The 26,148-nt window shown below is 45.3% G+C and carries 20 protein-coding genes; 1 reads left to right on the top strand and 19 read right to left on the bottom strand.

Going from position 1 to position 26,148, the window contains the following annotated elements; genetic code table 11:
- Window positions 1-27 precede the first annotated feature (27 nt).
- The 11 genes from H6571_16820 to H6571_16870 all read right to left on the bottom strand — a co-directional run bounded on the left by H6571_16820 (window position 28) and on the right by H6571_16870 (window position 18,953).
- The gene (locus H6571_16820; GenBank protein MCB9325403.1) at window positions 28-1,317 is read right to left on the bottom strand and encodes a DEAD/DEAH box helicase; all 1,290 of its coding nucleotides are present in this window, start codon (window positions 1,315-1,317) and stop codon (window positions 28-30) included.
- Between the two features lie 213 nt (window positions 1,318-1,530).
- Window positions 1,531-2,436, bottom strand: a complete 906-nt coding sequence (locus tag H6571_16825; protein MCB9325404.1) for an aldo/keto reductase — start codon at window positions 2,434-2,436, stop codon at window positions 1,531-1,533.
- Window positions 2,437-2,516: 80 nt separating this feature from the next.
- A complete protein-coding gene (locus H6571_16830; protein MCB9325405.1) occupies window positions 2,517-3,941 on the bottom strand; it encodes a glycoside hydrolase family 47 protein in 1,425 nt (474 codons plus the stop codon).
- Between the two features lie 160 nt (window positions 3,942-4,101).
- Entirely contained in the window at window positions 4,102-4,287 is a 186-nt protein-coding gene (locus H6571_16835; protein MCB9325406.1) for a Lacal_2735 family protein, read from the bottom strand.
- A gap of 518 nt (window positions 4,288-4,805) precedes the next feature.
- Complete coding sequence (locus tag H6571_16840; GenBank protein MCB9325407.1) at window positions 4,806-9,326, bottom strand: PKD domain-containing protein; 4,521 nt, start codon at window positions 9,324-9,326, stop codon at window positions 4,806-4,808.
- Window positions 9,327-10,405: 1,079 nt separating this feature from the next.
- Window positions 10,406-10,861, bottom strand: a complete 456-nt coding sequence (locus H6571_16845) for a DUF1801 domain-containing protein (GenBank protein MCB9325408.1) — start codon at window positions 10,859-10,861, stop codon at window positions 10,406-10,408.
- Window positions 10,862-10,874: 13 nt separating this feature from the next.
- Window positions 10,875-12,260 carry a glycosyl hydrolase 53 family protein gene (locus H6571_16850; GenBank protein ID MCB9325409.1) on the bottom strand — a complete coding sequence of 462 codons (1,386 nt, stop codon included), beginning with the start codon at window positions 12,258-12,260 and terminating at the stop codon, window positions 10,875-10,877.
- 19 nt (window positions 12,261-12,279) lie between these two features.
- On the bottom strand, window positions 12,280-12,924 hold the full coding sequence (locus H6571_16855; protein MCB9325410.1) for a WG repeat-containing protein: 645 nt from the start codon (window positions 12,922-12,924) through the stop codon (window positions 12,280-12,282).
- 325 nt (window positions 12,925-13,249) lie between these two features.
- On the bottom strand, window positions 13,250-15,445 hold the full coding sequence (locus H6571_16860) for a glycoside hydrolase family 3 C-terminal domain-containing protein (protein MCB9325411.1): 2,196 nt from the start codon (window positions 15,443-15,445) through the stop codon (window positions 13,250-13,252).
- 74 nt (window positions 15,446-15,519) lie between these two features.
- A complete protein-coding gene (gene uxuA / locus H6571_16865; protein ID MCB9325412.1) occupies window positions 15,520-16,695 on the bottom strand; it encodes a mannonate dehydratase in 1,176 nt (391 codons plus the stop codon).
- 92 nt (window positions 16,696-16,787) lie between these two features.
- Window positions 16,788-18,953, bottom strand: coding sequence for an alpha-glucuronidase (locus H6571_16870; protein ID MCB9325413.1), 2,166 nt, complete (start codon window positions 18,951-18,953; stop codon window positions 16,788-16,790).
- Between the two features lie 308 nt (window positions 18,954-19,261).
- On the opposite strand from H6571_16870, the gene H6571_16875 reads away from it, so the two are divergent.
- Window positions 19,262-20,305 (top strand): LacI family DNA-binding transcriptional regulator, encoded by a 1,044-nt coding sequence (locus H6571_16875; protein MCB9325414.1) that lies wholly within the window; start codon window positions 19,262-19,264, stop codon window positions 20,303-20,305.
- A gap of 167 nt (window positions 20,306-20,472) precedes the next feature.
- On the opposite strand, the gene H6571_16880 is transcribed toward H6571_16875, so the two are convergent.
- The 8 genes from H6571_16880 to H6571_16915 form a co-directional block, all read right to left on the bottom strand.
- On the bottom strand, window positions 20,473-21,000 hold the full coding sequence (locus H6571_16880) for a YceI family protein (GenBank protein ID MCB9325415.1): 528 nt from the start codon (window positions 20,998-21,000) through the stop codon (window positions 20,473-20,475).
- Between the two features lie 50 nt (window positions 21,001-21,050).
- Entirely contained in the window at window positions 21,051-21,935 is an 885-nt protein-coding gene (locus H6571_16885) for a pirin family protein (GenBank protein MCB9325416.1), read from the bottom strand.
- Window positions 21,936-22,024: 89 nt separating this feature from the next.
- On the bottom strand, window positions 22,025-22,846 hold the full coding sequence (locus H6571_16890) for an AraC family transcriptional regulator (GenBank protein MCB9325417.1): 822 nt from the start codon (window positions 22,844-22,846) through the stop codon (window positions 22,025-22,027).
- Window positions 22,847-23,014: 168 nt separating this feature from the next.
- Window positions 23,015-23,581 (bottom strand): hypothetical protein, encoded by a 567-nt coding sequence (locus H6571_16895; GenBank protein ID MCB9325418.1) that lies wholly within the window; start codon window positions 23,579-23,581, stop codon window positions 23,015-23,017.
- Between the two features lie 11 nt (window positions 23,582-23,592).
- The gene (locus H6571_16900; GenBank protein MCB9325419.1) at window positions 23,593-23,862 is read right to left on the bottom strand and encodes a hypothetical protein; all 270 of its coding nucleotides are present in this window, start codon (window positions 23,860-23,862) and stop codon (window positions 23,593-23,595) included.
- A gap of 227 nt (window positions 23,863-24,089) precedes the next feature.
- Complete coding sequence (locus tag H6571_16905) at window positions 24,090-24,926, bottom strand: hypothetical protein (protein MCB9325420.1); 837 nt, start codon at window positions 24,924-24,926, stop codon at window positions 24,090-24,092.
- Window positions 24,923-25,063: a hypothetical protein gene (locus tag H6571_16910; protein ID MCB9325421.1), complete on the bottom strand. Its 141-nt coding sequence runs from the start codon at window positions 25,061-25,063 to the stop codon at window positions 24,923-24,925. Before H6571_16910 ends, H6571_16905 begins: the two co-directional genes overlap by 4 nt.
- Window positions 25,064-25,224: 161 nt before the next feature.
- Window positions 25,225-26,100 carry a fatty acid desaturase gene (locus tag H6571_16915; protein ID MCB9325422.1) on the bottom strand — a complete coding sequence of 292 codons (876 nt, stop codon included), beginning with the start codon at window positions 26,098-26,100 and terminating at the stop codon, window positions 25,225-25,227.
- Window positions 26,101-26,148: the final 48 nt, after the last annotated feature.

Genomic DNA, 26,148 nt, shown 5'->3' on the forward strand with positions numbered 1-26,148 from the left:
CTTCTAAGTAGTCAAACGCATGGCGTGTTAACGCCCCTTTCGGGAATTTGTCTGAAAACGTTTTCCTTGTGTATTATTTCCGCTTTTACGAGGATTTACGGTGCGTGTTTGCGGACTTCTTGGTGGTCTTGAAGACCTCGGAGGTCTTTGTGGCTGTGGTTTTGAAGGTTCTTCCGTTCCGTCATCCGGGAAAGGATGTTCGTCCACCACGGGTAAGGTCTGTTTGATCAATCGCTGTATATCACGCAGGCAGATTTTCTCTTCTCCGCTGCAAAACGAGATGGCCACCCCACTGGCTTTGGCGCGTCCGGTCCGACCGATACGGTGAACGTAGGTTTCAGGGACATTCGGCAGGTCATAGTTGATGACCAGCGACAGTTCGTCCACATCGATCCCACGGGCAGCAATGTCGGTGGCGACCAAAACCGGGGTATGCCCGTTTTTGAAGTTGCCCAAAGCTTTTTGCCTTGCCCCCTGGGATTTATTGCCGTGGATGGCCACGGCTTCGATCTGCTGGGCTTTAAGCAATTTTACAATTTTATCGGCCCCGTGTTTGGTCCGTGAAAAGATCAGTGTCGAATCTACCGATTTTGTTTCCAGTAAATGGACGAGCAGCTTTGGTTTGTCTTTTTTGGCGACAAAATAGACGGCCTGTTCCACCAATTCGGCAGTAGGTTGTTCTGGTTTGACGCTCACCTTTTCGGGGTTGCCCAATATCTTGTGAGACAATTCCACAATCTCCGGCGGCATGGTGGCCGAGAAGAAAAGAGACTGTCGTTTTGGGGGCAAAAGCGCTATGAGCTTGCGAATGTCGTGGATGAAACCCATGTCAAGCATGTGGTCGGCCTCGTCAAGCACGGAATATTCAACGTCTTTTAACGAGATAAATCCCTGGTGGATCAAATCGAGCAAACGGCCGGGGGTAGCCACCAAAATATCAACGCCCTGGCGCAGGGTAGTGGTCTGTCCTCCTTGTTTCACACCGCCGAAAACAACGGCATTTTTGAGGCCTGTAAATCTTCCGTAAGCGGTAAAACTATCGGCAATCTGAATGGCCAGTTCCCTGGTAGGCGTGACAATAAGGGCCTTGATTTTTCGAGGTCCGTTATGATTTTCCTTGTTGAGGTAAATATGCTGGAGGATCGGTACGGCAAAAGCTGCTGTTTTTCCTGTCCCTGTTTGTGCACAACCGAGTAAATCTCTTCCTTTAAGCAGGATTGGAATCGCTTGTTCCTGGATTGGTGTTGGTTGTGTGTAGCCTTCGGCTTTCAGGGCTTTTAGTATGGGATCTATTATCCCTAATTCTTTGAATGTCATTTAATTAAAATAAGTAAAAGAAGGCAAAGGTAGTCTATTTATCGGCAAATGCATCTTTGTGGCTCCATTTCCTTCCTTTTAAATTTTTAGATCAGCGCTGGCCTGGCTCAAAGTCATACCGTCGCGGATGCCTCCCGTGGCCGGTTAATAAAAGCCTTAAAACAATAGAATAGGGCATTTTAAGGGTTGTTGTTTTCTCAATAGGTATTCTCATCACGGCATATGCTCTCCCCTCGACGCAATAAAAATCCTGAACCATTGCTCCAGGCTCAGCTCAATATCAAGGGCCGCCACCGCAGAACGGATATGGTTGATTTTCCCCGTACCGGTGATGGGCAGCATGGTGACCGGATGCTTGTAAAGCCAGGCGTAGATGATCTTATCCACCGAATCGACGTTTAATTCTTCCTGAATCTCCCTGAGTTCTCTAAGTGTCCTCCTTCCTTTGTCGTCGGACGGGTGTAACAATAATTCGCCTCCGGCCAATGGCGACCAGGCCATGGGTTTGATGCCTTTCCTCAAAAAGAACTCGATGTTGTCGTTCTCGAAATGCTCCAGGCAATAGGGAGAAATCTCCACCTGGTTGGTGACAAGCGGTTCATCGGTAAAGGCATTGAGCGTCTCGAACTGCTGGATATTGAAATTGGACACCCCAAAATGCAATACTTTTCCACGCTCTTTTAAATGCCTGAAGGCCCTGGCCGCTTCTTCCGGGTTGAAAAACGGTGACGGGCGATGCAGCAGCAGCAGGTCAATGTAGTCCGTTCCCAGGTTTTTCAGGGATTGCTCCACCGATGCGACAATGTATTCGTAACTGTAATCGTAGTGGCCTACCGTACGTTCCGGATATTTGTCTGACATCATTTTGATGCCGCATTTGGTGATGATTTCGATCTCCTTGCGCAGCGATTTTTTCAATCGTAGGGCCTGGCCGAACAAATGCTCACATTGGTAGTTGCCGTAAATGTCAGCCGTGTCGTAAGAGGTGATGCCCAGCTCAAAGGTTTGTTCCGTCAGCTCCAATAATTCGAGGGCGGTGAAATTCCATTCAACGATCCTCCAGTGGCCATGGACCAGACGGGAAAGCCCGAAATCTTTTGTAAGGCTAATTTTTTCCATTGCTTTCATTTTTACTTGCCATTAATACTAAACCAAAAAGATCGCAGCATTCAGGAGCTTGATATTTCCTCTGAAAATCTTTAAAAACCCAACCGTTTTTTTGCTTCATCATGGTCAAAAGTACTCCTTCTAAATGGATGCGCTTCTGTATTAAAGAGGTGATCATTGAAATTAAATCCACCCTGATGGTGTGAAAAGGTAAGATATAAATACTTCAAGGTCTCGGCAAAGAAGAAAGTCGGCATGTAGTCTTTTTGCTCCATGGTCTCAACGTTTTCGATGGAAGTGAAGGCTATTTCTGTCCGGCAATGTTCCTTGATATCTGACCAAAATTGTTTGTTCATTTGCAGATAGGTGCCGTCGTCCGTGAAGTGATACAGGTAGTAAGCCGATTCCACAATCTCCGGGTTGAGGTCGTAAGCCGGGTAGTTGGTAGTATCTTTTTTATAATCGTAAACCATAGGTTCCAATCCGTATTTATTCCACAGCCAGTACCAGGTGGCCTGGAAACTTTTGGCGCGTTCCATATCCCCGGACAGCGCCATCAGTGCCGGAAAAAAGGCATCGTATAGGGTTACCACTGAACTTATCTGTTCCCCGGTGTGCATATCCACACGACCGTACCATAACCTGTTTTCATACATTTCGCTGTTGTAATGATGGACGACATCTATGCTTTCATCCCATACCTGCTTCAATTCCGGGTCGCCAAACATCAGATAACTCTTGTAAAGGTACTCGTAGTAGGAATCAACCCCGGCACAGATATGGCTGCTGATGGAAACCCATTCGCCCGTATTGACATCAATGACATCCCCGATCAGACCAATATCGGAACGTCTTTCAAAAATGGCGAGGGTAGCTTTTTTCCCGGCCTGGTAATATTTTGGATCTTTGGTATAATAACTCAGAATGCCCATTTCAAAAGTGTAGGTTCCCGCTTCCGCAACATTGACGGTATCCCCTCGGGCCACACCTGTTTTTAGGTTGACCCAATATTTGGGAATACCCGTTTGGGTGTCAAAAGCAGGAAGCATCCTGTCGGCGAAATCGACAGCCTTTTCCAGTACTTTTGGATTGCCGGATAATTCATACATGGACAATAATCCTCCGAGGATTCTGATGTTTACCTCAAATATCTTGGCATCGATATTTTTATCAAAATTCAGGGAGTCGACCACGTATTGTTCGATCTCCTGGGCTTGCTGTTTAAGCCCCATCAAAAATAAGGTGCTATAGGCATCGATGGGAGAGATGTATAAGGGTTCTTCGTACCAGTCGGTATGAGATTTGGAAAGAGGGGCCAGGGCATCGTGCCCCCAGGCATATTTTTTATAGGCTTGCCAGGACCTGAGGGTTTCGTCCACTACTTCCCGGGCGAGCGCGTCAGCCTCTGTGGAATCAATGGCTGCCCGATGATCAATGTCCGAAGGTGCTTTTTTTTGATTGTTTTGGCAGGAAAATAAAAGGCTGCCACAAAGCAGGATGAATATTGTTTTTTTCATAATAATCTTTATACCGGGTACCAATCAAGATAACGGTTGTTTGGGTATAAAGATAAGAAATATTTTCCGCCAAAGAAAATTTTATGGGACAGCATAACGGGGCATCAATCCATAAGATTGAAACGGAGTCACGTAAAATCAACGGCTGAAATTTTCGCTACTATTTTTCCTTATCCGCTGCTTTGGTCAAGGCTTCGATCTCATCCTGAACAGCTTCCGCCTCCGCATATTTTTTATAGCTTTCTGCCCGACTGGAAGACGCTAAGGCCCGAGCCTCGTCCAACAGTTTTCTATATTTCTCCTGGAGTTTTTCGACTTCTGTTTTCTTTTTAAATAATCCGAACATAGGTTTTGATTTTGTGATAATTAAAGCTGCATGAACATTCGGAAATAAGAACAGCCGGGTGCCTTTTTTGTTTTTGGGAAATAGAGAAATGTAAAAGCAGGATGATTTTTTTCACTTCTTGATCCTTTTCGCGCCCTTTTATTCCTTTATACTACTTTGTCACTTTAAAAACGCAGCAACACATTCCGTACCTCACTTGCAGCAGGCAGGTACGAAATATAATGATCAATTTGAGGGCTGATTTTCTTTAAACAATTGACATGCAAAAAGTGAAAAAGTAGTCCTAAGTACCTGGACAAAATATTCTATAAAATTTTCGCGAGTGATTTCCTTTAAGGCCAGGGCGTGGTTTTGCCATGTTCCCGCACCACCTGTGGTGGCCATTTGGAGTAACATAACTGTAGGTAAATGGCAGTAAAAAAAAGAGCGGAGACCTGTTTAGCCTCCGCTCCATCATCAGATCCTACGAGTAACAAAACAAAAATCTATTCGTCTGATCCTTTATTAATGAAAGATGTCTATTGCTCAATGACAATTTTTCTCACTCCATTCCGGGCTCCGTTCTGAAGGTGTACCAGGTAAATGCCTGGCATCAGATCGATAGCTCTTTTGAACTGGTGATGTCCTGATGCGAGGTACTCGTCGGCAAGCATCATGACTTCTTTTCCGGCGAGGTCAATGATGTTGCAACGGACATTGCCACCCTGTTCATTGTAAAAATCGATCAGCAGGTGATCCCTGGCAGGAACGGGCGTTACCCTGAAATCAGGCCAATCTCCTGCAAGTTCATCTATATCGGTTACAATGGTGACTTCTGCATCGGCGCTTGCGGGAGCTTCCTCTTTATTGCCTACACTGTCGATGGCCACGCTGTAGAATTTATAACTGCCGCCATAACTACCGGTGAAGAAGAATTCCTCTGCTTCTTCTATACTGTAGAGCAGGTACTCTCCGTCGTTTTCGGAAACATAGACCTCGTAATACCGAATGCCTGCACCGTCATCGGTGCCTTGCATGGTAATCAGCAAAGTGGTATCGGTGGACACCGGAGTATCGATGACCAGGGCACTCGATGGAGCTTCCAGATCGAAAGTATTCAGGAAGTTATTGGTGACGATAGGTGCATTGGCATCGAAGAAAATAGAGGCCTGGTTTTCCACCACATCCTCGTGCTGTATGTTGTCGAGCAACCCGACAGTGAACGTCACAAAACCTTCCCCTTCCGGTGACGTGATGTTAGGAGGCAGGAATCCTCCAAAAGCATCTTCCACCAGGTCCATTGTTTCAGGATCGAGGGTGATGAAATGGAAAGTGAGCAGTCTTGTTGCTTTGTCCAGTTGGCCTTCAATCCGTACGATGGCTTCTTTTTCCGGCCGCAGATCCACCTCCAGACCGAATTCATGAATGCCCGGGTTGATGAAATATACGGAATCACCAAATCCTACGGAACCAAAAGCAAAGTTGTACAGGTCGTACCATTCGCTGGCCAGCGTATCTGCTACCCACACTTCCTGGGCAGGAGCAGAGGCGGTGGCCATGTTTTCAAAACTGATCTGGTAACTCATCTGCCGGGTTTCGGCAATATAATTGGCTTCGCCAAATCCCTGCGGACCATATTTTTCGTTGGGGTCGAATGAGTTGACCGCTTCGATCCTTTTGCTTTTGACATTCGGATCGCCAAAGGCTTTTTTACAATCGTTCAGCTGATTGGCATACAGTGGCATATTGGCGAAAAGCGTCCACATGGCCTTCGTAATCGCTCCAACTCCCGATAAATTGATCCCGCAATCCAGCAAAATGGTGGACCAGGTAAAGGTCTGGCTCCAGAAAGTCGGTTTTGTTTTAGGACGATAATCATCATGTACTCCAAACATCTGGGAACCGATGGCAGTAATACAACCTACCACAGGAATCACGCCCGCAGTCACCTGGATAAACCCTTCGGTGAAAACAGAGATCATACAATCACTTAAAGGAGTGCTGAAAGGAGATTGAAAATAAGGCGTTCCGTTCCAAACGTACAATTCGTATTTTACCGGACTTTTGATTCTCAACCGGACGCTATTGGAATAATTCGCAGGAATGTGGGGAATGATCAGCGGATAAACCCGCATGGATTTGTTCTCGCCCAAAAATTCATCCATAGGCACTTCCAGGCCAATAGAATCGATCCCCGCATACCCGTTTTCAATGATGTATTCCGGCATGCCAATATCAAAATCCAGAAAGACCATTTCTATATCCTGGACATCGGAAATAGCGATCCATATAGGCACGGCGTAAGCATCCACGTTGGAGGAATTGCCGTAACTGATGGTAAAATTGGTCCATTTGTTAATCAAAACCCTTCCCGGACCGGCTAATTCTACCCAGGGCTGACTTTTCTCACCCACCACAATTTCAAAAGCATTTGCAAGTTCAAAAGTAGTCGAGCCATTATCGACCACCAGTGTGTACACCCCAAGGGGTTGATCAAGTAAATCAAATTCAACCGAAATGACATTGGCTCCTGCCTCTGAATTTCTTATAGAAACGATATCGGGTACGCCGGATTTGCGTAGGATAAAGTCATACTCAGGAGATAAATTGCCCCCATAAACCAGGGTCGTCACACCAGCGGTATTTCCTCCTATTACCGGCCATATCTTTTCAATACCCTCGATAGACACTTCTTCGCAGGTCAGTCCGATATTTTCATTAGCGGAAACGGTCATGCAAACCTGGTAATTGCCGGGTGTTGTATAGACGTGAGTAGGGTTTACCTGGTCGGAGGTATTACCGTCGCCAAAATCCCATTCGAACGCTTCCCCTCCTTCGGCAAGCTGGCTGAAGAAAAATTCAGATACGTTTTGCACATAGGAGAATTTAGCATTAGGGTCGGCTATATTACTTGGAGACAGAAGCTCCTTATACATTAAAAATCCATTGTTTCTGTGGCCGGAGATATCACATACCTGGCCCTCTGCGGAAATAGCGTTGAAATTATAATAAGCAGCCAGCCCTTCTTCGTCGCCGGTAAGCGTCATATACTTCATCGTTTTTATTTCCTCTGCACTACGGGCGGTATTCCAAAAACGCAGTTCATCTACACTGCCATTGAATCCCTCGCTGATATAAGTATCATTATAGGCTCCGAGGTGCCATTGCGCTTCCGACAGGCTGATGTTGCCGGAGGTTGTTTCGGCAGCGACAATTTCTCCGTTGAGGTATAGTTTGAAATTGTCAACGGAACCGTCATTGATGTAGGTAATGGCCAGGTGGTTCCAGTAGCCGTCTTTCATGTTTTTATCACCCCATAAGGAATATTGCCCGGTTTCGGTATTTATCACGCAAACGGGTTGTCGGCCATAATGATCCCATGTCCTCAATTGAAAGCTACCGTAATCCCCAAAAGCGTATTGGTTGTCATATTTTAGGAGTATATGCTTCTTCAAACCGGAACCGACTTCGGGTTTTACCCATAATTCGATGGTCATCGCTGAAGTGAAATGGAGAGATGAACTGCTGGCAATACCCATATTGTCAAACTGCGAGGTGCCGGATCCGTCTCCGGGGTTGGTAATGACTTCGAGGTTGAGCACATTGTTGGAGGTGCCGGTTTCAAAATAATCAGGATTTATCCTTCGGTACATGATGTCCTTATCCGTAAATACTCCGGTGGAGAGCCAGAAGCCCCCTCCTTTATAAACTATATGAACAAGACCGTTGCCGTCAAATGCCAGGCGCGGAGTCTCACTGTTCTTGTAACCCCAGTTTCCGGTAAACAGTAACCCGTTATCTTCGTTCCCGGAAGTAAACACACCGTAAACACCTCCATTGGCGATTAAGTGAACCCTTTCACCATCGGGATCCATGACCAGTTGAGACCACCAGGAACCATCAATATCGTAAGCCCCGGCGGGCGTAATACGCTTGGGTTCCGAGAAGGATTGCCCTCCGTTTGAAGATTTACACAGGTAGGTTGCTGATTGGGGCGTGGTGAACGTAACATACACATAATTCCCTTTTCCGGCGATGGTTTCCTGTCCGCTTTGCATGGATGTGATGGTGCCGGAGATCTGCATGGCGTCCCCGAAAGTGTTACCGCCATCCAGGGAGGTGCGAACAAATACGGTTTGCACATCCGCTTCGTTCAATCCATTCCAGGTGACCCAGACTTTGTTGCCATCTACCGCTATTTTTGGCGCATAATTGTAATCCTGAAGAGCGTAGGTATGATGATTGATTCCGTCTGCACGGGGAGTGGAGATGATGGCGTCCTGAAAAGTCACACCACCATCATTGGAATACAATACATGGGTAATGTAATTGTAGGATTGCCACGGCGCTGTTGATTCATTGTATAAAATGTAGCAATTATTTCCGGTGGATTGAAAATCTGAAATGTTGGTAATATTACCGTTTGGATCTGTTAAGGGTACACTTTGTGAGAATGCAGCACCATTATTTGTTGACCTCAATACAATTAGCTTTTCCTCATTGGCGTAGTTGATACTTTGCATAAAAGCGATCTGGAAATTGGATCCCGTTCCGCTGATCATTACGTTTTTTATAATGTAATAAGAAGCAGAAGTATACAGTTCCCGCACGGGTTCAAAAGTAGCCCCGCCGTCTGTTGATCGAAAATAGTTAACCACTCCGTGCCATCCGCCTTCGTCGAGTTTGTTGCTGATGGCAATGTGGACAAAGTTTCCGGAGGCCAGTAACATTTGATGACTTATCTGATAGGAAGTATAGTCTATGTCATCATCTTCGTATAATAATCGTTTGGGTTCCCAGGTGAGGCCGTTGTCAATGGATCGGCGGTAATAAAGTTGTTCCATGCCGCCTGCAACGGTAGTGATCCAGGTGACGTGGATGGTATTACCGGTAACGGCAATTTCCGGGTCAATATCATTAAAGCCGGTCTGAAATTCAGGGGTATCTTCTGATAAATTGTGAATCCAGCTGGACACTTCCGGATTGGTGGCCACCAGGGTAAACTGGAAAAGGAAAAAGATACAAAATGCACACAGTGATCTGTTGAACTTGTTACTCATAGTTATTCATTTTAATGCGAAAAAAAACCTGAGTATAGAACTGTAGATCAATGGTGCTCAAATGAATAAAGCCCTCCCGGAAAATAACTCAATTCATGCAGAAAGGCAGGTGTAGGATTGATGTAAAATACGGTATTATTGTCCTTTACCCAGGAAGCAATATAGGGCCAATGTAAATCCGGGCGGGATCACATAGAATGATTTTTATCATATAAAAGAAGTGATTTATGACAGGGTTTCTTTAAATCAAAAAAATGTGGAACCGGCTCGTTCCTCGCAAACTGTCAGGATCAGGATTTGGAGGATTTTGGGATGTTCAGGATTGGCTTGTTTTGTGCCAAGTCAGGATAAAACAAGTACAGGCTCGTTCCTCGCAACTTTCAAAAATCAAAAAACAAGCCACAAAATTTCAAAATAAAAACCCCACTGCTCATTATAACCAGCTAACCGCTCGTTCCTCGCAAAGCACAAAAGTCAAAAATCAATTCTCAAAACAAGTCAAAAAAAACAAATATTGCTCGTTACAACCTCCAGGTTGTACACGGATAAAAGTATAGGGCTCCTGCCCGGTTTTTTCTCTGTCAGGATCAGGATTTGGAGGATTTTGGGATGTTCAGGATTGGCTTGTTTTGTGCCAAGTCAGGATAAAACAAGTACAGGCTCGTTCCTCGCAACTTTCAAAAATCAAAAAACAAGCCACAAAATTTCAAAATAAAAAAACCACTGCTCATTATAACCAGCTAACCGCTCGTTCCTCGCAAAGCACAAAAGTCAAAAATCAATTCTCAAAACAAGTCAAAAAAAAAACAAATATTGCTCGTTACAACCTCCAGGTTGTACACGGATAAAAGTATAGGGCTCCTGCCCGGTTTTTTCTCTGTCAGGATCAGGATTTGGAGGATTTTGGGACGTTCAGGATTGGCTTGTTTTGTGCCAAGTCAAGATAAAACAAGTACAGGCTCGTTCCTCGCAACTTTCAAAAATCAAAAAACAAGCCACAAAATTTCAAAATAAAAAACCCACTGCTCATTATAACCAGCTCACCGCAGAGGGATGGGTTTAGAAGTTTTATCTCTTCATTACTTTTTGAAATTGGCCTCATAAACAGAGATCCAGTCCGCGACAGTCATTTTGCCAGCCAGCTCCCCGATCAGTTCAAAAGGCATTTGGTCGGGTTTTTTAAAGCGGATACAACTTTTGCCCATGTCGAGTTTCGTTTTCGAATGTTTTGGGTACTCGGTGGCAAACCAATCCAACAGTTCCGGGTTAGCGTAGATGCCCATGTGGTAGAGCGCCACAAAATTTTTCTGGGAAGCAATATTCATGAACGGAAGGGGCAGTTTAGTGTCGCAATGATACCCGCTTGGATAGATGGAATGCGGGACTACATATCCGATCATACCATAATTCATTTCTTCCTTAAATCCGGAGGGTAAATTAGCGAGAATGGTTTGTCTCAGTTTGTTGAAGGCTTCCTTGCGCTCTTCCGGTATTTGTTCCACGTAGGAATCGGGTGTTTCAGCTTTATATTGCATAATGGTTTATGTTTTAATGAACGGCCAGAAAGACCACTTTAGTCATGATATTTTTATGTTTTGAAGTCAAAAGATGAAGAAAATATAATCCTTTCAATCGGTTCTCCAGGCAAAGAGAATAACTGCCGGAGGAAGGGTCAAATTGGCCTGAATGGGTCAACTTTCCGGTAATATCATACAACTCCCAGGCAGACAGGGGGGCTTTGCTCTCTATTTGAAATACCCCATTTGATGGGTTGGGGAAAACAAGGACTCTTTCCGCTTCAGGCGGTTCATTCATGGCTGTTGGAGAACAAAAGTCAAAGAAGTCAAATCCAGGCAAGGCAGAATTGTTATTGTTGAATTTAAAAAGGCTTGCATTTTCATAGGAAGACCCATGTCCCCAAAGATCATACATGCCAGAGGAAATCCAGGCGGGCTCCCAGTAAAAAACAGCGGTTCCCCCGTTTTCATAAACGGTGGCGGCCAGGTCCAGTAAAAAGGACCTTTGTCCGTCGGGGCTGACCGGGTAGTTCAGAACGTTGCCGTTGTTGCCCATAAAATTGCCGTAACTGTCTCCGTTGCTTGTGGTCCAGATGAAACCTGTTTCAAAGATCATGACTTCCTTGCCCGTTGAGTTGACCAGGTTGGAGATCAACTGCCCCAGTTCCTGGAGATCGGTGTTGGGCGAAAAATTAGGATAATAGGAAACGCCTATGACATCGAAATTGGTCACGCCCTTATCTTCAAATAAACCGGCAAGCCAGGAGGCTGTTGATTCTGTGAAATGCACGGCCTTTTTGACATTTTGGCTGTATTGCTGGTTGAAATCATCCACGGCACTGAGCCCGGCATTGTATTTTTCCGCATCGGCGGGCCAGGAAAATCCGTTGGTGGGACTGGAGGCGTCAATAAATCCGTAGGTGGTTTCATTGCCGATGCTCACTATGGCAGGAACGGTATTTTGTTCATACAGTTTTTCCAAAACGTGATAGGTGTACCGGTAGATCGAATCCAGTAAGGTGGTTTGGGTAAGCCCTTGCCAGGCTGCCGGCCTGAGTTGTTTGCCCGGGTCATTAAAATAATCACCGTAATGGATGGAAATGTTGAGGTCCATGCCATTTTGCACAGCCCGTTGGGAAGCATACAACACGTCGCTAAGGTTGGAAGAAGTGATCGGGTTGCCTCCTGCACTGGTGAAATTTTCCGGGGTGTGCCAAAGGCGGAGCCTGATCATCCCGGTTCCTTTTTGAGCGAAAAATTCATAAGGATCCACATTCACCCCGCTTTCATCTTTGTAAATACCGCCGTTCTGTTCGATGGTGTTGACATAGGACAGATCGGCTCCGGTGATCAGGCACTGAGCCTGCGAGAGGTTCGTAAAAAGTAAAAGCACCAGCAACAGTATAAATCGGTTCACGTTCTTTTTTATTATAGTATTATTTTATGTCAATCCATTTTTCATAAATTCCTTCTCTGACCTTTACCCGGTTGTCGGCTCCGATCTCTACAATATCATCAAATTTAGGTTCCACAACGATTTTTCCTTTTTTATCAATCAATCCCCACTTTCCGCCGACCCACCGGTTGTAGTCGCCATCCTTCTGAATGATACAATCCGGGCAAACCGGGGCATATTTATTGTGAAAAGGCATAGCGGCCGTAAAAGTTGGCGGAATTTTTACCTGGCCCGTTGCGACATCCACGTATCCGATTTTCAGGTTTTCAATAATACGAAAATAACCATCTTCTGCGTAATCAGGGCCGTTGTCATAAGTTAATACCTTGTACAAAATTTCTTCCTTTTTATTGATTCCAATATATCCTATACCTGGGCGCAACACGATGGCATAGGTTTTAAAGGTATCGGTAAAACACAAAGGATATTTTCCGTAATTGATTTTGATGTTGCCGGCGGCATCTACGTAACCGCACTGATCAAAATCTCCTTTGTCACAATCAATGAACCAGAGATTTTTTTCAGCGGCTGATTGACAACCCCAAATGAATAATAATAAAATAAAAAATGGGACATACTTAAGCGAAAGCGGCCACCCTCCGGATATTTTTTGTGTGTTCTGCATGAAATTGCTTTTTTATTGGTCTAATCGATCATACTTTTTTTTGTTCCTAAAACCTGGTTCGACTGCAACCTTAATGAAAAAAATGGATTAATTTCGGTCAAATAATAATTTGGATCTAAAGAACCAAATTATTAGTGGCATTTTCAAGTCCAAATTGAATTATTACACGTAATGCGCGTAAAGTATTCCAGCGACTCGGTTTTCCGGCCTGTTCCATTTCAAAATGCACTTCACCCGGGTATTAGTCCAAAACGCAGTGTTCCCGCTGCTTCACAAAGGAGGCAGCGGGAACACCAAATTTAATGAATATCTAAACCATTTCCGATTACTCCACTCTGAAAGTTGCTTCCTTAAATGTAGTAGCCCCTAAATTCAGACTTCTCTGGGAAGGAATGGACCCTCCGATAGAAATTCTGAATTGCCCGGATTCAATTTTATGTTCCCCTGTTTCAGTAATCATCTGCATCATCTCCGGGGTGACTTCAAAAGATACGGTCTGGGAGGCTCCAGGTTGTAAGGAAACCCGCTTAAATCCTTTAAGGGCATATTTAGGTAAACTGACGGAGGCTTCGACATCCGTGATATACAACTGGGCAACCTCATCTGCTTTATATTTACCTGTATTGGAAAGCGTCACCTGTACCTGAACGCTTTCTCCGTTTTTCACCTGTTTCTTATCTAGTTTGAGATCACTGTATTCAAAAGTGGTATAACTCAACCCGAAACCAAACGGGAACAAAGGTTCTTTTTCCATATACCGGTAGGTGCGACCGGCCAGGGCATAATCTTCAAAAGGAGGAAGATCGTCAACAGAATAAGGTACAGTTACCGGCAAGCGCCCCGAGGGAACGGCATCCCCGAATAATAAATCTCCCACAGCATTGCCTCCCTGTTCACCGGGATACCAGACGTAAAGCAGGGCATCTGCCATGTCATATACTTCCTTGCAGGCGATAGCACTTCCTCCCGTCATAACCACGACCAGTTTTTCGGCTTTGGAACGGATTTTTTTGAGAAAATCGATCTGGTTTTGAGGCAGGCCGATGTCCTCGCGGTCTCCGTTGTGCCGGGAGGCGATGGATTCTCCTTCTTCACCTTCAATCAACTGAGAAATGCCCACGCAGGCAATTGTCACATCGCATTCAGCAGCTTCGCCGGAAAACCAGTCCATCGGATTTCTGTTCGGTTCATCCAATAGTGCTCCCTGGCTATACTGGACAGATGTGGCCGGGTTTACCTTGCCTACAATCCCTTCAAGGAAGGTGGATATATTTTCACTGACACCATAATAATTGCCCAACAGCGCCTGCATGTGTGTGGCCATTGGTCCTGTGACAAACACACGTCTGATGTTTTTGTCAAGTGGTAAGGTGTTGTCTTTGTTTTTAAGCAACACCATTGATTTAACAGCGGCTTCCCTGGATAACCTGACGTGCTCCTCACTGTGGATCATTTCAGGTCCGATGAAATCAAGATAACTGGAACCTTTAGGGTCGAATAAGCCCAGGCGGAACCTGGTGGGCAGCAATTCCCTGAGGTTGTCATCCACCGCTGCCTCGGTGGTCAGTCCCTGTTTTATAGACTCCAGCAGTTCGCGGTAGGTGCTGCCGCAGTTGAGGTTGCAACCGGTGTTGAGCGCCAGTGCTCCTGCTTCCCGGGAGTCTTTTGAAATATGATGCCCTTCAAAAAAATCAGTCAGGGCCCAGCAGTCGGAAACGAAATAGCCTTTAAACCCCCATTGCTTACGCAACACTTCCTGCATGAGGTATGGATGGGCGCAACAGGGATCACCATTGGTTCGGTTGTATGCCCCCATGACACCTTCAACATGGGCTTCTTTGACGAGAGCTTCAAAAGCGGGCAGGTAAGTTTCCCACAGGTCTTTTTGGCTTACTTTGGCATCGAATTCATGGCGTAGTTTTTCCGGGCCGTTGTGTACGGCATAATGTTTGGCCATGGCCGCAACTTTGAGATGATCAGGATTGTCTCCCTGGAGTCCTCTGACGAAAGCAACCCCGATGCGGGAAGTGAGGTAGGGATCCTCGCCATAGGTTTCCTGTCCACGCCCCCAGCGCGGGTCGCGGAAAATGTTGACGTTGGGCGACCAGAAGGTGAGTCCCTGATAGCGTTCCCGGCGATCCATCGCAACACTTGCATTGTATTTGGCTCTTGCTTCAATGGCGATAGCATCGCCAATGTTTACCATGAGATCGGTATCCCAGGTGGCTGCCATGCCTATCGCCTGTGGGAACACTGTAGCGCGACCGTTACGGGCCACACCATGAAGACATTCGTTCCACCAGTTGTATTGGGGAATGCCCAGCCGCTCGATTGCCGATGCGTCATATCGTAGCTGACCGACTTTTTCTTCAAGTGTCATTCGCGAGATAAGATCCTCAACCCTTTCGTTCAAAGAAAGTTCAGGATTCTGGAAAGGATATTTGATTGCCTGTGCTTTTGCGAATTGGACAGACAAAAGGGAAATCACTAATACGAAGCAGGTTTTGGTCAGATTTTTCATTTTTGATACGAGTATTTAGTGGTATTGAATTGTTTTTTTGTTTCAAAAGGTTCAAATGGTTTCAGAAAATAAGTTTATAGCTCTATTCCTGAAAAGAGTAGTCCCGTTTCAAGGCCACGGAGTTCGGCCAGTCCTTTGAGCCTTCCGAGAGCAGGGTATCCGGCATAGGTCTTTTTGTTATGATCATCGAGTATTCTGTGACCGTGGTCGGGGCGCATGGGGATGGACCGGCCGGTGCGCTTCATAAGTTTGAGAACCTCCATCACCACTCTTACCATATCCGTATCACCTTCCAGGTGGTTGGCTTCAAAGAAATTGCCTTCCTCGTCCCTTTTGGTATTTCTCAGGTGTAAAAAGTGAATATGATCGCCGAATTTTCTCATCATACCGATGATGTCGTTATCCTTCCTGGCGCCATAAGAACCCGTACAAAAACAAAGTCCATTGGCAGGTGAGGGTACAGCCGCCAGCAGTTCTTCAGTATCCTGTTCGGTGCTGAGAATCCTCGGCAGGCCCAAAACAGGATACGGAGGGTCATCCGGATGGATGGCCATTTTTAACCCTTCGGCTTCCGCAACGGGAACTACCTCTCGAAGGAAGTGGAAAAGGTGTTGTTTTAACTTTGCCCGATCAATATCGTGGTAATCTGCCAGCATGGCTAGCAACTGGGGCATGGTAAACGCTTCGTCGCTTCCCGGGAGTCCCAGTAATACATTTTTGCTGAGTTTTGCTTTGCCTTCCTCTCCGTGGCGTTCAATCCATTCTTCGGCCTGGCGGATCGCCGCTTCAGAATAATCTTTTTCTGCTCCGGGGCGTCGAAGGATAAACAGGTCAAAGGCAGCGAATGCGACCCGCTCAAACCGGAGGGCGATGGCTCCGCTTTGGAGCCTGTAGGCCACATCCGTTCTTACCCAGTCTAAAACAGGCATAAAATTATAGGTGACCACTTTCAATCCACATGCGGCGACATTGCGCAGACTTGTTTTGTAGTTTTCTATATACTGTTGCCAGTCGCCTCCTTGTTGTTTGATGTCTTCGTGAACGGGAAGGCTTTCAATCACGGTCCAGGTAAGCCCTTCCGATTCGATCATCTGCTTCCGTTTTTCAATTTCCTCTACGGTCCAGACGGTGCCGTAGGGAAGGTGGTGCAGGGCCGTAACCACACCGGTGCAACCGGCCTGTCTAATGTCCGCAAGGGTAACCGGATCACTTGGGCCGAACCATCGCATCATTTGTTCCAGTCGAATCATTTTGTTATTTTTTAGAAACCAATAGAAACGCCGCCGTCCACTTTTAGTACCTCGCCGGTAACAATTGCTATTTTTCGTTTTGTCATGATAATCTACCATCTGGGGCGTATTCCCGGCGCGTAGGGAAACGACAGATTTTTATAATATTCAAGTTCTTTTTCGGGCGCTATTAAATCCTCGGGAAGTTCCAGCCCTGAGAATTGCCCGAAGTATAACAGGCAGGAATTACACCACCAAGTTGCTTCTTTTTCTTGTATTTTCAAAAGCATATCTACCTGCTTGTATCGCTCTTCATCTACAATTTTTTTTTGTTTTGCCCATGTATCACGCATTTTCTTCACGCCATTGACCCCATCGTCATACCGGTAGCAGAGTTCTTCCCAAAGGGTCCTTCCTGATGCCATTTTTTCAGTCCATTGAACATGGTGAAACCATAACAAGTATTTTTCAGGACAAGATTCAAGGGAAGAAAATATTTTGGCGACTTCAGCCGCGTACTGTGCTGTTGCTCCGCTACCATCGGGGGTGCGATCAAAACCGAGGCCCTTTTCATCTGCTTTGTGATAATAAACGGAGGTCCAGTCGGCTCTCGGCATGTCACTGACCCAGGGCCCGGGGCCATAGTGGTGACCCGCCCCCATGATATGGTGAAGGCCAAGGGGAGTCATATAATTCACGCAGGTTTCATGGGAATCAAGCATGAGCTTCTTTATGTCGGCAACAAAGCTTTTTTCGTTGGAAAAGGTCATGCGCAGCCATTCTTCGGCGATGGCCTCTGAAGACAGGTCGTGGTCCCAGGCAAGCCTGCCAAAGGCATACCAGTTGGCCTGCCCGAATGGATGCCCGGTCCAGTTGATGTCATTTCCGATATTGGACACTCCGGCAATCCCTGTCTTTTTGTGCGGTTCAACGGAGCCGTCGATTATTTTGCCAACGGTTGATCCTTTTCCTTTGGTGAACATGTCGAAATCCAGGACCTCTTTGTACATGGGGGCCAGGTAAACCAGGTGGGTGCCCTGGCCAAGATATTCCTGGGTGATCTGGAATTCCATCATCAGGGACGTTTGGGGCATGGCTCCAAAGAGGGGATGAGCGGGTTCACGGGGTTGGAAATCTATGGCCCCGTTTTTGACCTGGATGAAAACATTTTCTCTGAAAGTACCGTCCAGGGGGTTGAATTCATCGTAGGCCTGCATCGCCCGGTCGTCGGGTTTGTGTTCACTGTAAACGAAAGCCCGCCACATGATTACTCCACCGAAAGGAAGCACGGCATCTGCGAGCATATTGGCTCCATCGGCATGAGACCGGTTGTAGGATTGAGGCCCGGGTTGTCCTTCCGAGTTGGCTTTGACGAGAAACCCTCCGAAATCAGGAATGAGGGCATAAATCTCAGCGACCTTGTCCACCCACCATTGTCGGACTTTGGGGTCTTGGGGATCAGCGGTTTTCAGTCCTCCCAACTCCACCGGAGCACTAAAGCGGGCGGTCAGATAGACTTTCAGGCCATAGGGGCGGAAGACATCTGCCAGGGCTTTTACTTTTTCCAGGTAATCGTCCCTTAAGACGAGTGCGTTGGCATTTACGTTGGTGAGTACGGTGCCGTTGATGCCGATAGAAGCATTGGCTCTAGCATAATCAATGTATCTTGGATGGATGTAGTCAGGTAATTTATGCCAGTCCCAAATGGAAAAGCCCGCATAACCTCTTTCTACGGTCCGGTCGAGGTTGTCCCAGTGATTCAGCAGTCGCAGGTCCAGCTTTGGGGTATTGGAAATATTCAGGTGGGAGATATCTTTTTCGGTTTGCAGCAATTTCAGGAGATAAAAAACGCCGTAGAGTACACCGATATCCTCATTGGCGGTGATGATTATGTTTTTGTTTTCAAGGTTGTAGATGAGAAAACCTTCTTTGCCCAACTGTTTCAGTCCGGCTTTCATGTCGGCGGGAAGGAATTGTAAGTCGCTTGCCTTTCCCACGCTGAGCCCCTTTTTCGCAGAAAGGACAGGATATTCCATGACGGGGACACCTAAAATGCCTGACAAACCGTTTTTTAGCTCTTTTCGTACTGCCTCCAGGGTAAGAGATTGGCCTAAAACGGTAAAGCCGGGGATTTGATTCCTGTACTGTCTGAGCAGGGCCGCATCGGAAACAGGGGTGTACCGAAGCCATAGATTATACCCACTTTCTGCCCTTATAAACTGCCCGAGAAAAAGGATCAGACAAATGGAAATAAGCGTTTTGTTTATGGAGATATTCATAGAAACATTGTCTGAGAGGTGTTATTTTCTATAATAATATAACAGATCCGAAAATTTGTGTCCAATCTGCAAGATAAGAAAAATAATTTCGCAGAAACAATCGATTGTGTTAATTTTAGCATATTTTAAAAGCCTTGATATCCAGGAAAATGTTGGAGTAACTTACTTTAGAAGCAGGGTATAAAAAATATTGTAACCTGGCTTAAGTAAAGTAAGCCTTTAAGGTCTATTCCTTCGGGTTTTTAAATATTTTTGCAATCTGGTTGCGGGCTACCAGTACATCCTGGTCGCACCTGAACACTTCCGATATGAAAAAAAACAAAACCATCACCATTCACGACCTTGCCGAGGAGTTGAAAGTATCTGCATCAACCGTTTCGAGAGCCTTGAAGGAACATCCCAGTATAGGTAAAAAGACGATAAAGACCGTTAAAGAGCTAGCGGAAAAAAGGGGGTATCGTCCTAACAGATTAGCGGCAAGCCTCCGCAACCAGCAGACCCATACCATCGGAGTGTTGGTACCGTGGATCAACAGACCTTTTATTTCTTCCTTGATCCATGGGGTAGAAGAAGCAGCGCGGGCAGCAGGTTACCAGGTAATCATCACTCAGTCTCATGACAATTTCGAAGACGAAGTAGATGATTTAAAAGCTATGTTTGACAGCAGGATAAGCGGCATGGTAGTGTCTCTTGCGATGGAAACTCAAAGCTATGACCATTTCACTCCGTTTTTCAAAAATAATATTCCGGTAGTTTTTGTGGACAGGGTTCCTGAAACCCTGGAATGCCATAAAGTGGCTATTGATAATTATACTGCCGGTTTTAAAGCAACGGAACACTTGATCGAACAGGGTTGCCGGCGTATTGCCCATTTGAGTGGGGCTTCTCACCAGGCTATTTACAAAGAAAGGTTAAGAGGATATTTGGATGCTTTGAAGCAGCATCAATTGCCTGTGGATGAATCCCTGATTTTGAAAGGCATATTATTGAGTGCAGACGAAGCCATTAGTTTGACTAAATATTTACTTGAATTACCCAATCCCTCTGATGGTATTTTTTCGGCTAACGACACTGCCGCGGTAAGTGCCATTCAATATGCAAAATCAGTCGGAGTGAAAATTCCGGAAGAATTGGCCATCATTGGATTCAACAATGATCCTATTTCCCTGATTATTGAACCCCAGTTGTCCACCGTTAGTCATCCTGCGGCGGAAATGGGAAAAATTGCCGTCCGCAAAGCCCTTGAGTTAATTGAATCAGGCATGGTAAATGATTTTCCAAAAAATCAGGGGATTGAATTGGAAACTCCGGTTATTGCCCGGGCCTCCTCCCTAAAAAAAGGATTGAAATAATCCATTTTATCTTCCTGTCCTGCCCATATTCAGGGGCGCAACACAGAACTAATTTTGTTTCCCCACCAATTTTAAAGCAATCTAATGTATCAAAATTAAAAAACGGATAACAGGCAACTGTTATCCGCTATGTGGTTGTTCTTAAAGACGCTGTATCAGCAAGTTAATTATGCTTCTCGGATTAATTGAGCATCGATGACGAGTTGTATCTTGTCAGAAACAACGATACTTCCGGCTTCGGTAATGGCGTCCCATTTCAGGCCAAATTCTTTTCGGTTGATCTCCCCGGTGATCTCAAAACCGGCTTTTGTCTGCCCGTAAGGGTCCAACGCTATGCCGTTGAAATCCACGTCGAGGGTCACCTCTTTGGTGATGTTCCGGATGGTAAGGTCGCCGGTCAGCTTTGATCCGTTGAAACCTTTGGAAACAAAGGTGATCTGAGGGTAGGCTTCGGCATTGAAGAAATCGTCTGATTTCAGGTGCGCATCGCGGTCCGCATTTTTGGTGCGGATGGAATCCACATCGATGGATACCTCTATGAATGCGTTATTGAAATCATCTCCTTCAGTTTCCACATTCACGTCAAAAGACTCAAAATGTCCTTTAACGGTGGAGATCATCATGTGCTTTACTTTAAAACCTACTTCAGAGTGCGTTGGGTCGATAGCCCATTTTGTCATGGTTAATGAGTTCATTATTTGTTTGTTTGTTTGTTTTATTAATAAAAAAGTCAATTATTGCTGGTTTAACCTCCAATTTCCATGGGAACTTCCATCAGAAGAATCCTGGATTTTTCATTGGCGGTGATTTCAATTTTATCGGTATTCCATACCCCAAAGCCGTCTCTTTTTTGCAATGGCTGTCCCTCGATGGTCGCTGCGCCATCAAGTAAAAAAGCATAAACGCCATTGGAAGGATCTTTGAATGGGTAAGTCTGGCTTTCTCCCTTGTCAAATATTCCCATGTGAAACCAGGCGTTCTGGTGTATCCAGACGCCCTCATCCTCCGGATTCGGAGAAAGGATCTGGTGCAAATTGTTTTTCAGTTTTGCCGGATCCAGGGTGATCTGGTCGTAACGTGGCGTCACCTGTTTTTTATTGGGAAACACCCATATCTGGAGGAACTTTACTTCCTTGTCTTGATTTTTGTTGTATTCGCTATGAAATACTCCTGTGCCGGCACTCATGACCTGGATGTCACCTTGTTTGATGGTAGCTACATTCCCCATGCTGTCTTTGTGCTCCAGGTCTCCTTCCAGGGGAATGGAGATGATTTCCATATTGTCGTGGGGATGGGTAGAAAATCCTCTGCCGTTGGCTACGGAATCGTCATTCAACACACGGAGTACCCCAAAGTGCATTCTTTGCGGATTATAATAGTTGGCAAAACTAAAAGTATGTCTGGAATCGAGCCAGCCGTGGTTAGCGTGGCCACGGGTTTCGGCTTTATGCAATATTGTATTCATGGTTTTCTCCTCTTTGTTTGGTAAATGATTAAAACCCACTTGTTTCATCAGCTGGTCGTAATCGGAATTTTTAAGTACCACGTTCCTGGCTTTAAACACTGCCGGCGCGATTGTACCTAGGGCGCCTGTCAGGAATGTCTTGCGGATAAATGATTTTCGATCCATGTCATTGTCATTTTGTTCACTGCAAAGGTGCGGCAATAAACAGTACCGGGAAATACGATAAAACGGGGAAGAATTATAAAAATCCGATATCAGCGGTTTTTTTTGAACTGTGAAGGGGACATGCCGCTGCAATTCTTAAAAAAAGCACTGAAATGAGCCGGTTCGGAGAATCCGAGTTCGTAGGCGATTTCCTTGGTGGAAAGCCCGGAGAAATAAAGCATACGTTTGGCAGCGGTGGTGATTCTCGACTGGATGTATTCCTTGGCGGTTTTTCCGATCAGGGATTTGACGGTCCGGTTGAGGTGATCCGGACTGATATTCAGCACTTCCGCGTATTGGGAAGTGGCATGCCACTCGGTAAAGTGGTCTTCGACCAGGGTCTTAAATTGCCTGAGGATGGAGTTACCCGACTCTATCTGCTGAGGGTGATTGCGTGGTACGGTACAAACATTATTGCATCCGATCAGGAATAGTTTTAATATAGAACCGATGGCTGCATCCCTGAACTTGTCGTCGGAATGATAAAAACGGATGATCTGTTCACAATAACCCGAAAGGCTTTTTAACATTTCATCATCGAGCTGGAGGGGCGGACTGTCGCCGTAATCATTGAAAAGGTTGAGGTCTTCAATAAAGCTGAGTGGAATGTGGTTTTCCACCAAAAACTGGGTGGAAAAAACCATAGAATAACCAAATGATTTTTCGGCTTCCAGAATCTGGTGCACTTGTCCCGGCGCGATGAAATAGACCTGTCCGTCTTTCAGTTCAAATCCCTTGAAGTCAATAAAATGCTGACCTTTTGCTTTTTGGACCAGGAGCACCGTATAATAATTGTGGCGATGGGGCGCATCAGGTTTCCCACCGTGTTTGTCGTGGATGTCCTCCATACGGGAAATGCCGAAACTTTTCATGGGGTCGTTCCGGTTGACGTCGCTGTATGTTTTTATATCCTTGATCAAAATACGCTGTTTTTGAGATCCCCAAAAATGTGATGGTCCATTTTTAACAAAAATGCTTTGCTTTTGGTTGTTGATTGCCCTGGTTATTAATGGCGGAATTGCACTGGATTAGTCCGGTTTTTATTTTCTAAGCACGGCAGTCATCTTTATGGCTCCTATACAAAACGTAATGAGAAAGATGAACAGCATATTGAGGAAAAAGTCGTGGCCGTCCTTATTGGTTTCGTAAAAGTAATAAAACAGGAAGCCGAGAATTGCCAGGGTGTAAAACAAAATAAAACTCGTTTTTATCCAACTGGAACCGCTCCTCAATTTTTTGATTTGTGCGGCTTCCATTTCAGCGCGGCCTGCATTTTCCAACAGCTCATTCATGAAAATAACCGGGCCGAAAAAATTTAACACAGGAATCCACCATAAAACAGGTGGGAGGGTCATTGGTTTTTGATTGTATTTGCTTTCAGATTCAAAGGTTTTGAAATGGGCGAAAACCTGGTTGATCCAGAAGGCAAAAACTATAATGGTTGCAGGGATCAGGAATTTTGGAATGGCATTGTTGAGGAAACGATTTCTGCCAAATCCTCCGATATCCAGATCCATAGAGTCATTGAAAAGCCTTAGAAAGGCGTAGGAAGTGACGGCCAGGAGGAGCCCGAAGAAAAAGTAGGAAATGTTGGACAGGTTTTTCATATACAATTAAGTTATTTTTTGGGTATGCGATCAATGGTATTTTTGGCAAACTTCATCACCAGCGACAAAAGCAAAACGGCAGGTATCCCACAAATCCCGAAGATAAAGATAAGCTTGTTTACCTGGGAAAGAAAGCCTGCCTGGTTTTGTTCGGTTTTGAAGTCTCCGAATTGGCCAATGATGAAATAAATAATCGTGTAGAGGGCCAGCGGAATTAGCCATAGAATTAATCCTTTTTGGATGAATATTTTTGTGGGGGTGTTGTTCGTTTCGGATTGCATAGTGGATTATTTTTTTCTCTACAGTACACTTTTTATTTCACGCAGAATCCGCAGAATTCCGCTGATTTTTTTTAGATATTCCTTTTTTTCTTCGCTTTTTCCGACCAGAGGTGCGGTAACCTGTCCTCGGCATAAATTGCCGGGATGTCACTTTATTCCATCTGAGGGTTCTGCGAGAGCAAATCATGCTCTTTTCGATTAATTACCCAAATGTGTACGGCAGTAAATTATTTTTTAAAGACAAATTTACCATTCTTCAACTTATATACACCTTGCTTTAGCAATGGAACACAAGTATTTTTAGTAAGGTTGGTGGAAATAGCCTCTTGAGTTCCTTTTTGTTCGGACGTTTCAAGCGTATTGGTTAGTTGAGTGATTTTGAGTTGTCCCCTTTTGAAATTGAAGGCGTATTCATACCAAAGATTGGCGGCCCGGGTTTTCCGGTGGCGAATGTCATCGACCTTTTGTTTGGTCACATATTGATAGTCATAACCCATATAAACATTGCGTAAAGGCATGTTAAATGTGTTTAGGTTAACGAGGGAAACTACCTGGGTTCGCTTCCAGTTTGATTCTACCGTTGGGCCTGATTGGCTGAACACATTGCCATTCCTGTTGACGATGACCAGGAGGAAGGGAGCTTGGTGTTTTTTGAATTTGACGATGGAAAAATTCACTTCGTCGAGGCTTAAATATTTGAAGGAGGTCATTTTGATGATCACCCAATTAACATCTCTTTTTACCGCTAATAGGTAAGGGGAGGCCGGATGGTCGTTCCTAACAAAACCAAAGATTTGAGTGGAATCCGTTTTTTCAAAGATGTGTTTTCTGTGAATGGTGACCGTGTCAATCCTGTCGGTGATAAAACTCAACGGGTCGGACAGTATTCCATTGGGAAGTATGTTTGACGGTTGTTGCGCCACCAATGCTTCCGGGAACCAGGGCAGATATTCATAATCATCCATAGGTTGAGGAGGTAAGTCTTCAACCTGTGCAACCATAGGTACTTGAAAAAGAAAGGTTATAATAACCAATGGTATTTGAATATGCTTAAAAATCATCATCCGTTTTTGGTGAACGTTTTGGTGCCTTCGGTCTCTTCCAATTTGTCGTAAATGATACGTGGTAATTCAAAGGGTTGTTTTTGGGCATTCAATAAGGTTGAGTAAAGCAGCGTCACCAGAAAAATCGCTTTTTGCATTGTATGGTTTGAGTACAAAATAAACTAATTAATTACCAACGGCCATGAGGATAGGCTGTTGGTAAAAATATCAGCCGCAAAAATAACCAAGAAAACGGATTGTACCAAAATGTAAATTTATCCTCCCGGGTTTACAGACCTTGTTATGGATGGTTTTAGAATCAGCCGATGGGGTTCATTTCAGGAGCCACATCAGGATTTTGGTAAGCTTTCACATCAAATTTATGTAATTGATTGAAAGGAATGCTGGGCCACGCATGATGGGTGGCATGGTGAATGCAGCCTTCCGTTACCCGCCTTCCGTGCATGATGGCGAACATCCATTTAAACCAGGTTGGAACCTGTTTTGAAAATCCGAATTTATAGATCAGCGGCTGGTGAATGGCCCAGGAAAAAACAAACCAGGCCGTGAAGCCGACGATTCTCATGGCCAGAAATATCACCCCGAATTTTGCCCAGCCAAAGGTAAAAATGTATATGGCCAAAATCGGCATGTAGATCAAAAACCGGTAAAGTCTGCTTCGGGTGACCTGCTTATCCCGAAGGTCAAAATAAAACTGGATCTCCTCGTAAAACAAACAGGAAAAGAATACCCGTACGATACCGCCCAGTTCATAAACGGAATGCGGGTCGTGATGGGAATCGAGGGAGGAGGAATTCCCTGGGTTATGGGTGGTGTGATGTTTCAGGTGTTTCCTGCGGATAGAATCGTAAGGCTCGTCCCAGGGCGTTACCACAACGGCAAGCCCTTCGGAAAAGGCCTCCAGGAAACGGGGGAGCCTCGCCTTATGGCTGGCATGGTACCGGTCGTGATTGCCAATGAAAATTCTCATCGCGATCACATAAAAAAGCAAAAGGAAAACCGGCCATCCGATATAATCGAGGCTAAAGGCCGCAATGGTGGCCAATAAGGGAATGTGCAGCAGCATCAACTCGATGTCAATGGCTTTTTTTGTTTCGGGAACAAAAGAAATTTTTTCATTTCCCAATGAAATGGTCAAGGGAGAAACTTCCTTTGCCAGGTTTGTGTTGCTCATGTCCGGTATGGTTTGGTAAAATATTCCTGTATGGTTATTGAAACCACG

The organism is Lewinellaceae bacterium (assembly GCA_020636105.1).
Lineage (GTDB): Bacteria > Bacteroidota > Bacteroidia > Chitinophagales > Saprospiraceae > BCD1.

Bases quoted from the DNA above. Each gene is read 5' to 3' on its own strand.
- H6571_16870 (MCB9325413.1), bottom strand. From the start codon at position 18,953: ATGAATATCTCCATAAACAAAACGCTTATTTCCATTTGTCTGATCCTT.
- H6571_16915 (MCB9325422.1), bottom strand. From the start codon at position 26,100: ATGAGCAACACAAACCTGGCAAAGGAAGTTTCTCCCTTGACCATTTCA.
- H6571_16895 (MCB9325418.1), bottom strand. From the start codon at position 23,581: ATGAAAAACCTGTCCAACATTTCCTACTTTTTCTTCGGGCTCCTCCTG.
- H6571_16845 (MCB9325408.1), bottom strand. From the start codon at position 10,861: ATGCAATATAAAGCTGAAACACCCGATTCCTACGTGGAACAAATACCG.
- H6571_16840 (MCB9325407.1), bottom strand. From the start codon at position 9,326: ATGAGTAACAAGTTCAACAGATCACTGTGTGCATTTTGTATCTTTTTC.
- H6571_16890 (MCB9325417.1), bottom strand. From the start codon at position 22,846: ATGAAAAGTTTCGGCATTTCCCGTATGGAGGACATCCACGACAAACAC.
- uxuA (MCB9325412.1), bottom strand. From the start codon at position 16,695: ATGATTCGACTGGAACAAATGATGCGATGGTTCGGCCCAAGTGATCCG.
- H6571_16880 (MCB9325415.1), bottom strand. From the start codon at position 21,000: ATGAACTCATTAACCATGACAAAATGGGCTATCGACCCAACGCACTCT.
- H6571_16830 (MCB9325405.1), bottom strand. From the start codon at position 3,941: ATGAAAAAAACAATATTCATCCTGCTTTGTGGCAGCCTTTTATTTTCC.
- H6571_16875 (MCB9325414.1), top strand. From the start codon at position 19,262: ATGAAAAAAAACAAAACCATCACCATTCACGACCTTGCCGAGGAGTTG.
- H6571_16905 (MCB9325420.1), bottom strand. From the start codon at position 24,926: ATGATGATTTTTAAGCATATTCAAATACCATTGGTTATTATAACCTTT.
- H6571_16855 (MCB9325410.1), bottom strand. From the start codon at position 12,924: ATGCAGAACACACAAAAAATATCCGGAGGGTGGCCGCTTTCGCTTAAG.
- H6571_16910 (MCB9325421.1), bottom strand. From the start codon at position 25,063: ATGCAAAAAGCGATTTTTCTGGTGACGCTGCTTTACTCAACCTTATTG.
- H6571_16825 (MCB9325404.1), bottom strand. From the start codon at position 2,436: ATGGAAAAAATTAGCCTTACAAAAGATTTCGGGCTTTCCCGTCTGGTC.
- H6571_16885 (MCB9325416.1), bottom strand. From the start codon at position 21,935: ATGGATCGAAAATCATTTATCCGCAAGACATTCCTGACAGGCGCCCTA.
- H6571_16820 (MCB9325403.1), bottom strand. From the start codon at position 1,317: ATGACATTCAAAGAATTAGGGATAATAGATCCCATACTAAAAGCCCTG.
- H6571_16860 (MCB9325411.1), bottom strand. From the start codon at position 15,445: ATGAAAAATCTGACCAAAACCTGCTTCGTATTAGTGATTTCCCTTTTG.
- H6571_16900 (MCB9325419.1), bottom strand. From the start codon at position 23,862: ATGCAATCCGAAACGAACAACACCCCCACAAAAATATTCATCCAAAAA.
- H6571_16835 (MCB9325406.1), bottom strand. From the start codon at position 4,287: ATGTTCGGATTATTTAAAAAGAAAACAGAAGTCGAAAAACTCCAGGAG.